The sequence below is a fragment of the Calothrix sp. 336/3 genome, assembly GCF_000734895.2.
Taxonomy (GTDB): Bacteria; Cyanobacteriota; Cyanobacteriia; order Cyanobacteriales; family Nostocaceae; genus 336-3.
Genome location: NZ_CP011382.1, coordinates 5,152,672 through 5,164,054, shown reverse-complemented (window position 1 = coordinate 5,164,054; position 11,383 = coordinate 5,152,672). Strand labels below are relative to the sequence as shown.

Sequence of the window (11,383 nt, the reverse complement as noted above, 5' to 3'; positions counted from 1 at the left end):
AATCTGATAGCTCAATTCCTAGCTAAATCAGCGAATTTGTCATGAGCAGTCAGCTTGGTGATCACCCGGAGAAGTTGTAGCCGCTTATACCTTGCCGCCACGACTTCACAGGCATCTCTGTTTCAGAGGAACGCCACAAGGGTATTGTTTGCTGCTGCCTATCGGAAATCCGCTTTCTTCACAGCGAATTAAATAAGGAGAACCAGTAACTGTGTCTGTAGGTATTCTCGGCACCAAACTGGGTATGACCCAAGTCTTTGACGAGGGAGGAGTAGCTATTCCTGTCACCGTCATTCAAGCGGGTCCATGCACAGTCACCCAAGTCAAAACACAGCAGACCGACGGTTACTCCGCCATCCAAGTTGGTTTTGGCGAAGTTAAGCCTAAGGCGTTAAGTAAGCCCAAATTGGGACACTTAGCGAAATCCTCTGCTCCATCCCTCCGTCATTTGCGTGAGTATCGCATTGACAACGCCAGCGAATATAACCTTGGTCAAGAGATTAAGGCAGATATCTTCAGCGCTGGTGAGATTGTAGATGTCATTGGTACTAGTATTGGTCGTGGTTTTGCTGGTAACCAAAAACGCAATAATTTCGGACGTGGACCCATGTCCCACGGTTCCAAAAACCACAGAGCGCCCGGTTCTATCGGTGCAGGTACTACCCCTGGTCGTGTTTATCCTGGTAAACGTTTAGCAGGTCGTATGGGTGGTTGCCGTGTCACCGTCAAGAAATTGACCGTAGTGCGAGTAGACACAGAGCGCAACTTAATTCTGATCAAAGGAGCCGTTCCTGGTAAACCCGGCACCTTGCTCAATATTGTTCCTACAAAGAAAGTTGGGAAATAGTCAATAGTTATTTAACTAGCGACTAATGACTCATGACTCATGACTAAGGATTCAAAATGGTTGAATGTGTAGTGAAAAATTGGCAAGGAGAGCAGGTCGGGCAGAAAAGCTTTGACTTGCGGGTTGCCAAGGAAACAACAGCAGCTCATGTCGTACATAGAGCTTTAGTAAGACAACTAAATAATGCCCGTCAAGGAACAGCTAGCACCAAGACCCGTTCAGAAGTTCGAGGTGGTGGTCGCAAACCTTGGCGGCAAAAAGGTACAGGTCGGGCAAGAGCTGGTTCTACCCGTTCTCCCCTCTGGCGGGGTGGTGGTGTCATTTTCGGACCCAAACCCAGGGAATTTGATTTGAAGATGAACCGCAAAGAGCGGCGGTTAGCTTTGAGAACAGCCTTTGCTGGTCGAGCAGAAGATTTGATAGTCGTAGAAGAATTTGGCGATCAGTTATCTCGTCCCAAAACCAAGGAATTAGTTGCCGCGATCGCCCGTTGGGGTTCAGAACCAGGCAACAAAACCCTATTAATTCTGCCCGAAAGAACTGAAAATATATATCTTTCTGCACGGAATATTGAAAACTTGAAGTTGATGATTGCTGATCAACTTAATGTTTTCGACCTGCTCCATGCTGACAAAATTGTGATCACCGCATCCGCATTAGAGAAAATTCAGGAGGTCTACAGTGACTAACTTCGACCCCCGTAACCTACCCGACCTAGTGCGTCGCCCCATCGTCACTGAAAAGGCGACCATGTTGATGGAACAGAATAAATACACCTTTGAAGTCTCCCCGAAAGCCACGAAGCCAGACATTAAAGCTGCGATTGAAACTCTGTTTGATGTCAAAGTGGTAAAGGTTAACACCACCCAACCGCCCCGTAAAAAGCGTCGTGTGGGTAGATTCATCGGTTTTAAACCCCAATACAAACGTGCCATTATCACCCTAGCCCCTGGGGACGAAGAGAAGATTAGACAAGTTCTATTCCCAGAAGTCTAGAAATTTTGAGATTTGGGAGCACCCAAGTCCGAAATTTCCCCAATCTCCGGCAATACATCCAAAATCAAAAATCGGAAAACCAAAATTTAGATTATGGGTACTCGTTCCTATCGCCCCTATACCCCCAGTACGCGCCAGGTGACAATTTCCGACTTTGCGGAAATTACCAAAACCGAGCCAGAAAAGTCCTTAACAATCTCTGTTCATCGCGCCAAAGGTCGTAACAACCAAGGTCGCATCACTATTCGTCATCGTGGTGGTGGACATAAACGTCTTTACCGCATCATTGACTTTAAGCGCGATAAGTTGAATATTCCTGCCAAAGTTGCAGCAATTGAATACGACCCCAACCGTAACGCCCGCATTGCCCTACTTTTTTACCAAGATGGCGAAAAACGTTATATTCTCCATCCCACAGGGTTAAAAGTCGGCACAACCGTTATTTCCGGTCCCGAATCTCCCATCGAAGATGGCAACGCTTTACCCTTGGCAAACATTCCCCTAGGTACTAGTGTCCATAATGTGGAATTAAAAGCCGGTAAAGGTGGTCAAATAGTCCGTGCCGCAGGTGCTAGCGCCCAGGTAATGGCAAAAGAAGGTAATTATGTCACCTTGAGACTACCTTCTGGAGAAGTCAGAATGGTACGTCGTGAATGCTACGCCACCATTGGACAAGTAGGGAACTCTGAATTCCGTAACCTCAGTGCAGGTAAAGCTGGTCGTACCCGTTGGAAAGGTCGCCGTCCCCAGGTTCGTGGTAGTGTGATGAACCCCGTAGATCACCCCCATGGTGGTGGTGAGGGTAGAGCTCCCATCGGTAGATCCGGTCCTGTAACTCCTTGGGGTAAACCAGCTCTAGGTGCGAAGACACGGAAACCCAAGAAAGCTAGTAGCAAATTGATTGTCCGTCGTCGTCGTAAGTCCTCCAAACGGGGACGTGGTGGACGTGAATCTTAAAATGCTCAGATTTGCGGTTGAGGATGGGCAAATTGGGCTTGTTGCCTGAGATGTTTTGAACCATCCCCAATCCCAAAAATCTCAGTTTTTCAGCCAAAATCCAAAATCCAAAATCGCCAAAATCGTATTATGGGTCGTTCACTAAAAAAAGGTCCCTTTGTTGCGGATCACCTACTGAGAAAAATTGAAAAGCTCAACGATGCTAATAAGAAGGAAGTGATCAAAACTTGGTCACGAGCTTCAACCATATTGCCCGAAATGGTAGGTCACACGATCGCCGTTCACAACGGTCGTCAACACGTCCCCGTTTTTGTCAATGAGCAGATGGTGGGTCACAAGTTAGGAGAATTTGCTCCTACACGCACCTTCAGAGGTCATACCAAAGATAAAAAAGCAGGAAGGTAGTTCATTAGTCAAGAGTCACTTCCTTATTGACCACTGGCTATTGACTAAATACGGAGAAAACTATGGCAGTTGATACTAAAGAAGTAAAAGCGATCGCCAAATTTGTCAGGATGTCTCCTTTCAAAGTACGGCGTGTCCTAGACCAAATTCGTGGGCGTTCCTATCGGGAAGCATTGATTATTCTAGAATTCATGCCCTATCGAGCCTGTGACCCAGTTCTGAAATTACTCAGAAGTGCCGCAGCCAACGCCGAACATAATGCTGGGTTAGATAGAGCTTCCTTAAAAATTACTCAAGCCTATGCTGATCAAGGACCCGTTCTGAAGCGGTTCCAACCACGGGCACAAGGACGAGCCTACCAGATTCGCAAACCAACCTGTCATATCACCCTGGCTGTTGCTACAGACCCCGCAGCAGAATAGGCGGGAAGTAGCAGACAGGAGTAAAAGTCTTTCATAAAAAAAATTTTAGAGGAAGCACTCGTGGGACAAAAGATACATCCAGTTGGTTTTCGTTTGGGTATTACCCAAGAGCACCAATCTCGCTGGTTTGCAGAACCTAGTCGTTATCCCGAATTACTACAGGAAGACTACAAACTGCGTAACTACATCGAAAGCAAACTTGGTCGTTATGCTCAAAACAACGCCGGCATATCTGAGGTAAGAATTGAGCGTAAAGCTGACCAAATTGACCTAGAGGTTAGAACCGCTAGACCGGGCGTAGTTGTCGGTCGTGGGGGTCAAGGAATTGAATCCCTACGTACAGGACTTCAGGATTTATTAGGCGGCAACCGTCAAATCCGTATCAACGTTGTGGAAGTGCAAAAAGTAGACGCTGATGCCTACTTAATTGCGGAATTCATTGCTCAACAGTTAGAACGTCGGGTGTCTTTCCGCCGTGTTGTCCGCCAAGCAATCCAACGCGCTCAACGGGCAGGAGTCCAAGGCATCAAGGTACAAGTAGGTGGTCGGTTAAACGGAGCGGAAATTGCTCGTACCGAGTGGACTCGTGAAGGTAGAGTACCTTTGCATACTCTCCGGGCAGACATTGACTATTCCTACTGCACTGCGAAAACTGTCTACGGTATTCTTGGTATCAAAGTTTGGGTATTCAAGGGAGAAATTATTCCCGGACAGGAAGAAGCCCCAGCACCATCTGGTCCGCGTGAACGGGAACCCCGTCGTCGCCAACAGCAACGTCGTCGTCAGCAATTTGAAGACCGTTCTAACGAAGGGTAATCGGTAAATGGGTATATATTACCCAATTAGCAAATAGCAATTCCCAATTAGCAAATTATGCTTAGTCCAAGAAGAACTAAATTCCGCAAACAGCAACGCGGACGGATGCAAGGTCTTGCCAACCGTGGCAGCAGCTTGAACTTTGGTGACTTTGCTCTCCAGGCACAGGAGCCATGCTGGATTACCTCTCGGCAGATTGAAGCTTCCCGTCGAGCCATGACTCGTTATATTCGTCGGGGTGGAAAAATCTGGATACGTATTTTCCCTGACAAACCAGTAACAATGCGTGCCGCAGAAACCCGGATGGGTTCCGGTAAAGGTAATCCGGAGTTTTGGGTAGCAGTAGTGAAGCCAGGGCGGATTCTCTTTGAAATCGCTGGAGTGCCAGAAGCTACAGCCCGTGAAGCCATGCGCCTAGCGGCTTACAAATTGCCCATCAAAACCAAGTTCATTTCGCGCTCTGAGATAGAGCCACAAGAGCAGGAGTAGGTCATGCCACTTCCCAAAATTTCCGAAGCCAGAGAATTAACAGACGAAAAGCTGTCCGAGGAGATTCTTGCTGTGAAAAAGCAGTTATTCCAACTGCGTTTACAGAAAGCAACCAGACAGTTACAGAAACCTCACCAATTTAGACACGCTCGCCATCGTTTATCACAGTTACTGACTGTAGAGAATGAAAGAAAACGGGCAGTTGCTAAACAAAGTTAGGAGTTAACAGTTATATCGTTAACAACATACTAGGAGAATATGGCAGTAAAAGAACGAGTTGGTTTGGTAGTGAGCGACAAAATGCAGAAAACGGTAGTAGTTGCCGTAGAAAACCGCGCTCCCCATCCCAAGTACGGAAAAATTGTAGTTCAGACCAGACGCTACAAAGCCCACGATGAAGATAATCAATGCAAAGTGGGCGATCGCGTGCGGATTCAGGAAACCAGACCCCTGAGTAAAACCAAGCGCTGGCAGGTCACAGAAGTTTTGAATAAATAAGTTGTTGGTTAACTAACAACAAGGGAGAATAATTGTGATTCAACCCCAGACCTACCTGAATGTGGCAGACAATAGCGGCGCTCGCAAGCTGATGTGTATTCGCGTCCTCGGTGCGGGAAACCGTCGTTATGGTCACGTAGGCGATCGCATCATCGCAGTAGTCAAAGATGCCCAGCCCAACATGGCTGTGAAAAAATCAGATGTCGTAGAAGCGGTAATCGTCCGTACTCGCTACAGCATTCGTCGTGATAGCGGTATGACCATCCGTTTTGATGATAATGCTGCTGTGATTATCAACAAAGACGGTAACCCCAAAGGAACTCGTGTTTTCGGACCAGTAGCACGGGAATTACGTGATAAAAGCTTTACTAAAATCGTCTCTTTGGCTCCGGAGGTACTGTAATGGCTAGCAGTAAAGCAAAGCCGAAGTTTCAAAAAATGCACGTCAAAACCGGAGACACAGTACAAGTGATTGCCGGCAAAGACAAAGGCAAAGTGGGAGAAGTCATCAAAGCTTTACCCCAGGAAAGTAAAGTGGTAGTCAAAGGTGTCAACATCAAGACTAAGCACGTAAAACCCCAAGCAGAAGGCGAGTCCGGAAGCATCGTCACCAACGAGTATCCCATCCACAGTTCCAATGTGATGCTCTACTCCACCAAGCAGAACGTCGCTAGTCGCGTTTGCTATACCTTCACTTCTGAAGGGAAAAAGGTGCGAATGCTCAAGAAAACCGGGGAAATCCTCGATAAGTAGATTTTCCGCAGCATTTGCCAATTTCTAATCCTTAATTTCCCTGACCAAGACCAGGGGTTTAAACAAAACTATGGCAACCAGACTCAAAACCACATACCAAGAAACTATTGTCCCTAAACTCATCCAACAGTTTAACTACACCAACGTTCATCAAGCACCTAAGTTGGTGAAAGTGACTGTAAACAGAGGTTTGGGAGAAGCAGCCTCTAATGCTAAAGCCCTAGAAGCATCTTTAAGTGAAATTGCTTTAATTACAGGTCAAAAACCTGTGGTCACCAGAGCTAAAAAGGCGATCGCTGGTTTTAAAATTCGTCAAGGTATGCCCGTAGGGATTATGGTGACACTTCGAGGCGATCGCATGTACGCTTTCCTCGACCGTCTCATCAACCTGGCACTACCTAGAATTCGTGACTTTCGCGGTATCAGTCCGAAGAGTTTTGATGGTCGTGGTAACTATACTCTCGGCGTTAGAGAACAATTAATTTTCCCCGAAGTTGAATACGACAGAATTGACCAAATTCGGGGGATGGACATTTCCATTATCACCACCGCGAAGACTGATGAAGAAGGTCGCGCTTTACTGAAAGAAATGGGAATGCCCTTCCGGGATCAATAAGTTCATCTAAAGAGGGAACGATGGCGGCAAACGACACAATTGCAGATATGCTAACGCGCATCCGCAATGCCAACCTAGCAAGGCAACAAACTACAAACGTGCCTGCAACTAAAATGACTCGTAGTATTGCCAAAGTATTACGGGAAGAAGGTTTCATTGCTGATTTTGAAGAAAGTGGTGAAGGTATCAAGAAAAACTTGGTGATTTCCTTAAAATACAAAGGCAAAAATCGCCAACCCTTGATTACAGCCCTGAAGCGTGTGAGCAAACCAGGTTTACGAGTTTACTCCAACAAAAAAGAATTACCCCGAGTTCTAGGTGGGATTGGCATCGCCATTATTTCCACATCTAGCGGCATTATGACTGATCGAGAAGCACGGCGGCAGAACTTGGGCGGCGAAGTGCTTTGCTACGTTTGGTAGTCAATAGTCATTGGTCTTCCCTGCACCAGCAGACAAACGACCAAAGATAAAGGACAAATCATCAAGGACAAATCTAGTTATGTCTCGTATTGGTAAGCGCCCAATAGCAGTACCTGCGAAGGTAGAAATTAAAATCGATGGGACAAAGATAGTAGTCAAAGGTCCCAAGGGTGAACTCTCCCGTGAGTTACCCACCCAAGTCTCTGTTTCTCAAGAAGGGCAGACTCTGACAGTTGAACGTAAAGACGATTCCCGCGTCTCCCGCCAAATGCACGGTTTATCCCGGACTTTGGTTGCCAATATGGTTGAGGGAGTATCCCAAGGTTTTCAACGCCGGTTGGAAATTCAAGGGGTAGGTTATCGGGCACAGGTACAAGGTCGGAACCTGGTGATGAACATGGGTTATAGCCATCAAGTACAAATTGTTCCCCCTGAAGGTATACAATTTGCCGTCGAAAATAACACCAACGTCATCGTTACTGGCTACGACAAAGAAATAGTCGGGAACACAGCAGCCAAAATCCGCGCCGTCCGTCCCCCAGAACCTTACAAAGGTAAAGGTATCCGTTATGCAGGCGAAGTGGTTAGACGGAAAGCTGGTAAGACTGGTAAGGGTGGTAAGAAATAGATTATGAAACTGACTCGTAGAGAATCCAAAATACGCCGCCATCGGCGGGTTCGTGGCAAGGTAAATGGTTCTGCTGAACGTCCCAGGTTAGCGGTGTTTCGCTCCCATGAGCATATTTATGCCCAGGTAATTGATGATACCCAACACTGTACTATCGTTTCCGCATCCACCTTGGAGCCAGATTTAAAATCTAAACTTGCTTCCGGGTCTAACTGTGAAGCGTCTGTGGAAGTTGGTAAGTTAATTGCTGCCCGCGCTAAGGAAAAGGGTATTACCCAAATCGTATTTGACCGTGGTGGAAACCTATACCATGGTCGGATTAAGGCATTGGCAGAAGCAGCCCGTGAAGCAGGTCTAGATTTTTAGGATTTAGTCATTGGTCATTGGTCATAGAGTCTGAGTAAATACTTGGAGGAATGGCAAAGACAAGTGATAAATAAAACGAGGTACTAAGGAAATGGCAACAAATCGTCGAAAAACGAACCGCGCCAAAAAAGAAGAAACAAACTGGCAAGAACGGGTAATTCAAATTCGTCGTGTTAGTAAGGTAGTTAAGGGTGGTAAAAAACTCAGCTTCCGGGCGATCGTTGTAGTTGGGAATGAGCGCGGTCAAGTCGGAGTCGGTGTTGGAAAAGCTTCGGATGTAATTGGAGCTGTTAAAAAAGGTGTAGCCGATGGTAAAAAACACCTGATTGATATTCCTATCACTAAGTCCAACTCGATTCCCCATCCCATTGATGGCACTGGCGGTGGAGCTAAGGTAATGATGCGTCCCGCAGCCCCTGGTACTGGTGTAATTGCCGGTGGTGCAGTCCGGACTGTACTCGAGTTGGCTGGTGTTCGTAATGTCTTAGCCAAGCAACTAGGCTCAGGCAACCCCCTGAACAATGCAAGAGCCGCAGTTAATGCCCTGTCTACCCTACGTACTTTTGCAGAAGTTGCAGAAGAGCGTGGTATTCCCCTAGAGAATCTCTATATTTAGTCAAAAGTCATACCCATGACTAGTGACAAACACAACAGTTACCAAATTTCCGCTTATGAGATTAAGTGATGTTCGTCCTCAGAAAGGCTCTAAAAAACGCCGTCGTCGTGTCGGTCGTGGTATTTCTGCGGGTCAAGGTGCTAGTGCTGGTTTAGGGATGCGGGGTCAAAAGTCCCGTTCCGGTAGCGGAACCAGACCTGGTTTTGAAGGTGGTCAACAACCTTTATACCGTCGAATCCCCAAGTTAAAGGGCTTTCCCGTAGTTAACCGCAAAAAGTACACTACGATTAATGTAGAAAAGCTAGCCTCTCTCCCTGCGAATACTGAGGTAACCCTTACCTCTTTGAAAGACGCTGGGATTGTCACTTCCATCAAGGGTCCTTTAAAAATTCTTGGTAATGGGGAATTGAATGTTGCCCTCAAAGTCCAGGCAGCAGCATTCACAGGTTCAGCTCGTAGCAAAATTGAGGCTGCTGGTGGGAGTTGTGAAGTTTTGGGGTGAGCCAGAACGGCACAACAGGGATATTAAGTGCCAGCCCAGCCAGCGCCTGGTTCATACTTCAAGGTAGCCCTCTATGATAAGTCGAGATAAACCGCCAACCGCTCAAGAAACTTTTATGCAGATGGCACAAGCAGCAGGACTTAGAGGTCGGCTGCTTGTCACACTCGGTATTCTGGTTTTGATTCGTATGGGTATCCATATCCCCATACCAGGGATTAACCGCGAGAAGTTTGCCGCAGCCATCCAAAACAATAATCAGATAGTAAACTTTTTGGATATTTTTTCGGGAGGCGGACTGTCTGCTTTAGGGGTGTTCGCGTTAGGGATTTTGCCCTATATTAATGCCTCTATCATTATCCAGTTGCTCACTGCCGCAATCCCAGCTTTAGAAAATTTACAGAAAAATGAAGGGGAAGCAGGAAGACGGAAAATTTCCCAAATTACCCGTTATGTATCTGTTGGTTGGGCAGCTCTACAAAGCACTTTTCTGGCTGCATTCTTTCTGAAAGACTATGCTTTGAACTATGGTCCAGTGTTTATCGCGGAAACTGCGATCGCCCTGGTGGCTGGCTCTATGTTCGTCATGTGGGCATCGGAGTTAATTACCGAGCGAGGTGTTGGAAATGGTGCATCTTTGTTGATTTTTGTCAACATTGTGGCAACCTTACCAAAATCTCTGGGTGACACCATTGATTTTGTCCAGAGCGGAAGTCGGGAAACCATTGGTCGGGTAATTGTCCTCTTGGTACTCTTCCTGTTAACCATCGTGGGCATTGTCTTCGTTCAAGAAGGTATCCGTCGCATCCCAATTATCTCGGCTCGTCGTCAAGTTGGTCGGCGGATTTTTGCGGAACAGCGTAGCTACCTACCCCTGCGGTTGAACCAAGGTGGTGTGATGCCGATCATTTTCGCTGCCGCCATTCTCAGCTTACCCCTCATGATAGTCAATTTCGCCAAAAATGCGGAACTGACAAGAATTATCAACACGTATCTTAGCCCCAGTGGTTCTGGTTCCTGGGTTTATGCTCTGGTTTACCTAGTTTCCATCGTCTTTTTCAGCTACTTTTACTCTTCATTGATTCTCAATCCTGTCGATGTAGCCCAAAACCTGAAAAAAATGGGTTCTAGTATTCCCGGTATTCGTCCAGGGAAGACAACAAGTGAATATATTGAGCGGGTGACAAATCGATTGACTTTCTTGGGTGCTATCTTTTTGGGTTTAATTGCGATTATTCCCACTGCTATTGAACAAGCTTTAGGAGTACCAACTTTTAAAGGTCTGGGTGCTACATCCTTGTTAATTCTGGTGGGCGTAGCAATTGATACTGCCAAACAGATCCAAACCTACGTTATCTCTCAGCGCTACGAAGGAATGGTGAAACAATAGTGACGCGACTTATCTTCTTGGGACCTCCTGGAGCTGGCAAAGGCACACAGGCTCAGACATTAGCAGACGACCTCAATATTCCCCATATTTCTACGGGTGATATCTTACGTCAAGCTTTGAAGGAACAAACACCTCTGGGAGTGAAAGCTCAAAGCTACATGGATAGGGGTGAGTTAGTTCCCGATCAACTGGTGCAGGATATGGTTGAGGAACGTTTACAACAGTCAGATACTAATTCTGGTTGGATTTTGGATGGTTTCCCTCGTACTGTCAAGCAAGCTGTGTTCCTGGATGAATTATTGCAAAAGTTAAACCAGGATGGTGGAAAAGTAGTCAACCTGGATGTGCCCGATGAGATTGTTGTCGGACGCTTACTGGGAAGAGGGCGAAAAGATGACACTGAAGAAGTGATTCGTCGCCGATTGGAGGTATACCGTTCGGAAACTGCGCCTCTGATTGACTATTACCGCGATCGCCAACAGTTATTGATGATTAATGGAAATCAGTCCCTAGAAGAAGTCACGACAGTATTGAAACAGGCGATCGCCTAGTCTCTATCGGGGAAGGCAACAACAGTCTTCCCCTGCCTATCACATTTTCAAATCTATACCCAAATTTCGATAAGATATATTAAGAAACTGTTGATATTTTTCGACAAATATG

General features: G+C 46.5%; 20 protein-coding genes. All 20 read left to right on the top strand.

Annotation, left to right across the window (positions count from 1 at the left end):
* The first annotated feature begins 211 nt into the window (after positions 1-211).
* The gene (rplC, locus tag IJ00_RS21525) at positions 212-847 is read left to right on the top strand and encodes a 50S ribosomal protein L3 (protein ID WP_035156574.1); all 636 of its coding nucleotides are present in this window, start codon (positions 212-214) and stop codon (positions 845-847) included.
* Positions 848-903: 56 nt separating this feature from the next.
* The gene (gene rplD, locus IJ00_RS21520) at positions 904-1,536 is read left to right on the top strand and encodes a 50S ribosomal protein L4 (RefSeq protein WP_035156572.1); all 633 of its coding nucleotides are present in this window, start codon (positions 904-906) and stop codon (positions 1,534-1,536) included.
* On the top strand, positions 1,529-1,843 hold the full coding sequence (locus tag IJ00_RS21515) for a 50S ribosomal protein L23 (protein ID WP_035156570.1): 315 nt from the start codon (positions 1,529-1,531) through the stop codon (positions 1,841-1,843). Before rplD ends, IJ00_RS21515 begins: the two co-directional genes overlap by 8 nt.
* Positions 1,844-1,936: 93 nt before the next feature.
* On the top strand, positions 1,937-2,800 hold the full coding sequence (rplB, locus tag IJ00_RS21510; RefSeq protein WP_035156568.1) for a 50S ribosomal protein L2: 864 nt from the start codon (positions 1,937-1,939) through the stop codon (positions 2,798-2,800).
* 129 nt (positions 2,801-2,929) lie between these two features.
* Positions 2,930-3,205, top strand: coding sequence for a 30S ribosomal protein S19 (rpsS, locus tag IJ00_RS21505; protein WP_035156565.1), 276 nt, complete (start codon positions 2,930-2,932; stop codon positions 3,203-3,205).
* A gap of 62 nt (positions 3,206-3,267) precedes the next feature.
* Positions 3,268-3,627, top strand: coding sequence for a 50S ribosomal protein L22 (gene rplV, locus IJ00_RS21500; protein WP_035156563.1), 360 nt, complete (start codon positions 3,268-3,270; stop codon positions 3,625-3,627).
* Between the two features lie 60 nt (positions 3,628-3,687).
* Positions 3,688-4,443, top strand: coding sequence for a 30S ribosomal protein S3 (rpsC, locus tag IJ00_RS21495; RefSeq protein WP_035156561.1), 756 nt, complete (start codon positions 3,688-3,690; stop codon positions 4,441-4,443).
* 57 nt (positions 4,444-4,500) lie between these two features.
* Entirely contained in the window at positions 4,501-4,932 is a 432-nt protein-coding gene (gene rplP / locus IJ00_RS21490) for a 50S ribosomal protein L16 (protein WP_035156559.1), read from the top strand.
* A gap of 3 nt (positions 4,933-4,935) precedes the next feature.
* A complete protein-coding gene (gene rpmC / locus IJ00_RS21485; protein WP_035156557.1) occupies positions 4,936-5,151 on the top strand; it encodes a 50S ribosomal protein L29 in 216 nt (71 codons plus the stop codon).
* Positions 5,152-5,190: 39 nt separating this feature from the next.
* A complete protein-coding gene (gene rpsQ, locus IJ00_RS21480) occupies positions 5,191-5,430 on the top strand; it encodes a 30S ribosomal protein S17 (protein ID WP_035156555.1) in 240 nt (79 codons plus the stop codon).
* A 34-nt stretch (positions 5,431-5,464) separates the two neighbouring features.
* Positions 5,465-5,833: a 50S ribosomal protein L14 gene (gene rplN, locus IJ00_RS21475; RefSeq protein WP_035156552.1), complete on the top strand. Its 369-nt coding sequence runs from the start codon at positions 5,465-5,467 to the stop codon at positions 5,831-5,833.
* Complete coding sequence (gene rplX / locus IJ00_RS21470) at positions 5,833-6,183, top strand: 50S ribosomal protein L24 (RefSeq protein WP_035156549.1); 351 nt, start codon at positions 5,833-5,835, stop codon at positions 6,181-6,183. The genes rplN and rplX overlap by 1 nt, the downstream gene beginning before the upstream one ends.
* Positions 6,184-6,253: 70 nt before the next feature.
* Positions 6,254-6,799 (top strand): 50S ribosomal protein L5, encoded by a 546-nt coding sequence (gene rplE / locus IJ00_RS21465; RefSeq protein ID WP_035156547.1) that lies wholly within the window; start codon positions 6,254-6,256, stop codon positions 6,797-6,799.
* Positions 6,800-6,819: 20 nt separating this feature from the next.
* Positions 6,820-7,221 (top strand): 30S ribosomal protein S8, encoded by a 402-nt coding sequence (gene rpsH, locus IJ00_RS21460; protein WP_035156545.1) that lies wholly within the window; start codon positions 6,820-6,822, stop codon positions 7,219-7,221.
* Positions 7,222-7,300: 79 nt separating this feature from the next.
* Positions 7,301-7,849 carry a 50S ribosomal protein L6 gene (gene rplF / locus IJ00_RS21455; protein WP_035156543.1) on the top strand — a complete coding sequence of 183 codons (549 nt, stop codon included), beginning with the start codon at positions 7,301-7,303 and terminating at the stop codon, positions 7,847-7,849.
* Positions 7,850-7,852: 3 nt separating this feature from the next.
* Entirely contained in the window at positions 7,853-8,215 is a 363-nt protein-coding gene (rplR, locus tag IJ00_RS21450) for a 50S ribosomal protein L18 (RefSeq protein ID WP_035156540.1), read from the top strand.
* Between the two features lie 91 nt (positions 8,216-8,306).
* Positions 8,307-8,831: a 30S ribosomal protein S5 gene (gene rpsE / locus IJ00_RS21445; RefSeq protein ID WP_035156538.1), complete on the top strand. Its 525-nt coding sequence runs from the start codon at positions 8,307-8,309 to the stop codon at positions 8,829-8,831.
* Positions 8,832-8,886: 55 nt separating this feature from the next.
* Positions 8,887-9,333 carry a 50S ribosomal protein L15 gene (gene rplO / locus IJ00_RS21440; protein WP_035156534.1) on the top strand — a complete coding sequence of 149 codons (447 nt, stop codon included), beginning with the start codon at positions 8,887-8,889 and terminating at the stop codon, positions 9,331-9,333.
* A gap of 73 nt (positions 9,334-9,406) precedes the next feature.
* On the top strand, positions 9,407-10,720 hold the full coding sequence (gene secY / locus IJ00_RS21435; protein WP_035156530.1) for a preprotein translocase subunit SecY: 1,314 nt from the start codon (positions 9,407-9,409) through the stop codon (positions 10,718-10,720).
* Positions 10,720-11,271: an adenylate kinase gene (locus tag IJ00_RS21430; RefSeq protein WP_035156527.1), complete on the top strand. Its 552-nt coding sequence runs from the start codon at positions 10,720-10,722 to the stop codon at positions 11,269-11,271. Before secY ends, IJ00_RS21430 begins: the two co-directional genes overlap by 1 nt.
* Positions 11,272-11,383: the final 112 nt, after the last annotated feature.

What these genes read in the sequence shown, in the direction of transcription:
- rplD (WP_035156572.1), top strand. Translation starts at nt 904, where the DNA reads ATGGTTGAATGTGTAGTGAAAAATTGGCAAGGAGAGCAGGTCGGGCAG.
- rplB (WP_035156568.1), top strand. Translation starts at nt 1,937, where the DNA reads ATGGGTACTCGTTCCTATCGCCCCTATACCCCCAGTACGCGCCAGGTG.
- rpsS (WP_035156565.1), top strand. Translation starts at nt 2,930, where the DNA reads ATGGGTCGTTCACTAAAAAAAGGTCCCTTTGTTGCGGATCACCTACTG.
- rplV (WP_035156563.1), top strand. Translation starts at nt 3,268, where the DNA reads ATGGCAGTTGATACTAAAGAAGTAAAAGCGATCGCCAAATTTGTCAGG.
- rplP (WP_035156559.1), top strand. Translation starts at nt 4,501, where the DNA reads ATGCTTAGTCCAAGAAGAACTAAATTCCGCAAACAGCAACGCGGACGG.
- rpmC (WP_035156557.1), top strand. Translation starts at nt 4,936, where the DNA reads ATGCCACTTCCCAAAATTTCCGAAGCCAGAGAATTAACAGACGAAAAG.
- rpsQ (WP_035156555.1), top strand. Translation starts at nt 5,191, where the DNA reads ATGGCAGTAAAAGAACGAGTTGGTTTGGTAGTGAGCGACAAAATGCAG.
- rplX (WP_035156549.1), top strand. Translation starts at nt 5,833, where the DNA reads ATGGCTAGCAGTAAAGCAAAGCCGAAGTTTCAAAAAATGCACGTCAAA.
- rplE (WP_035156547.1), top strand. Translation starts at nt 6,254, where the DNA reads ATGGCAACCAGACTCAAAACCACATACCAAGAAACTATTGTCCCTAAA.
- rpsH (WP_035156545.1), top strand. Translation starts at nt 6,820, where the DNA reads ATGGCGGCAAACGACACAATTGCAGATATGCTAACGCGCATCCGCAAT.
- rplF (WP_035156543.1), top strand. Translation starts at nt 7,301, where the DNA reads ATGTCTCGTATTGGTAAGCGCCCAATAGCAGTACCTGCGAAGGTAGAA.
- rplR (WP_035156540.1), top strand. Translation starts at nt 7,853, where the DNA reads ATGAAACTGACTCGTAGAGAATCCAAAATACGCCGCCATCGGCGGGTT.
- rpsE (WP_035156538.1), top strand. Translation starts at nt 8,307, where the DNA reads ATGGCAACAAATCGTCGAAAAACGAACCGCGCCAAAAAAGAAGAAACA.
- rplO (WP_035156534.1), top strand. Translation starts at nt 8,887, where the DNA reads ATGAGATTAAGTGATGTTCGTCCTCAGAAAGGCTCTAAAAAACGCCGT.
- secY (WP_035156530.1), top strand. Translation starts at nt 9,407, where the DNA reads ATGATAAGTCGAGATAAACCGCCAACCGCTCAAGAAACTTTTATGCAG.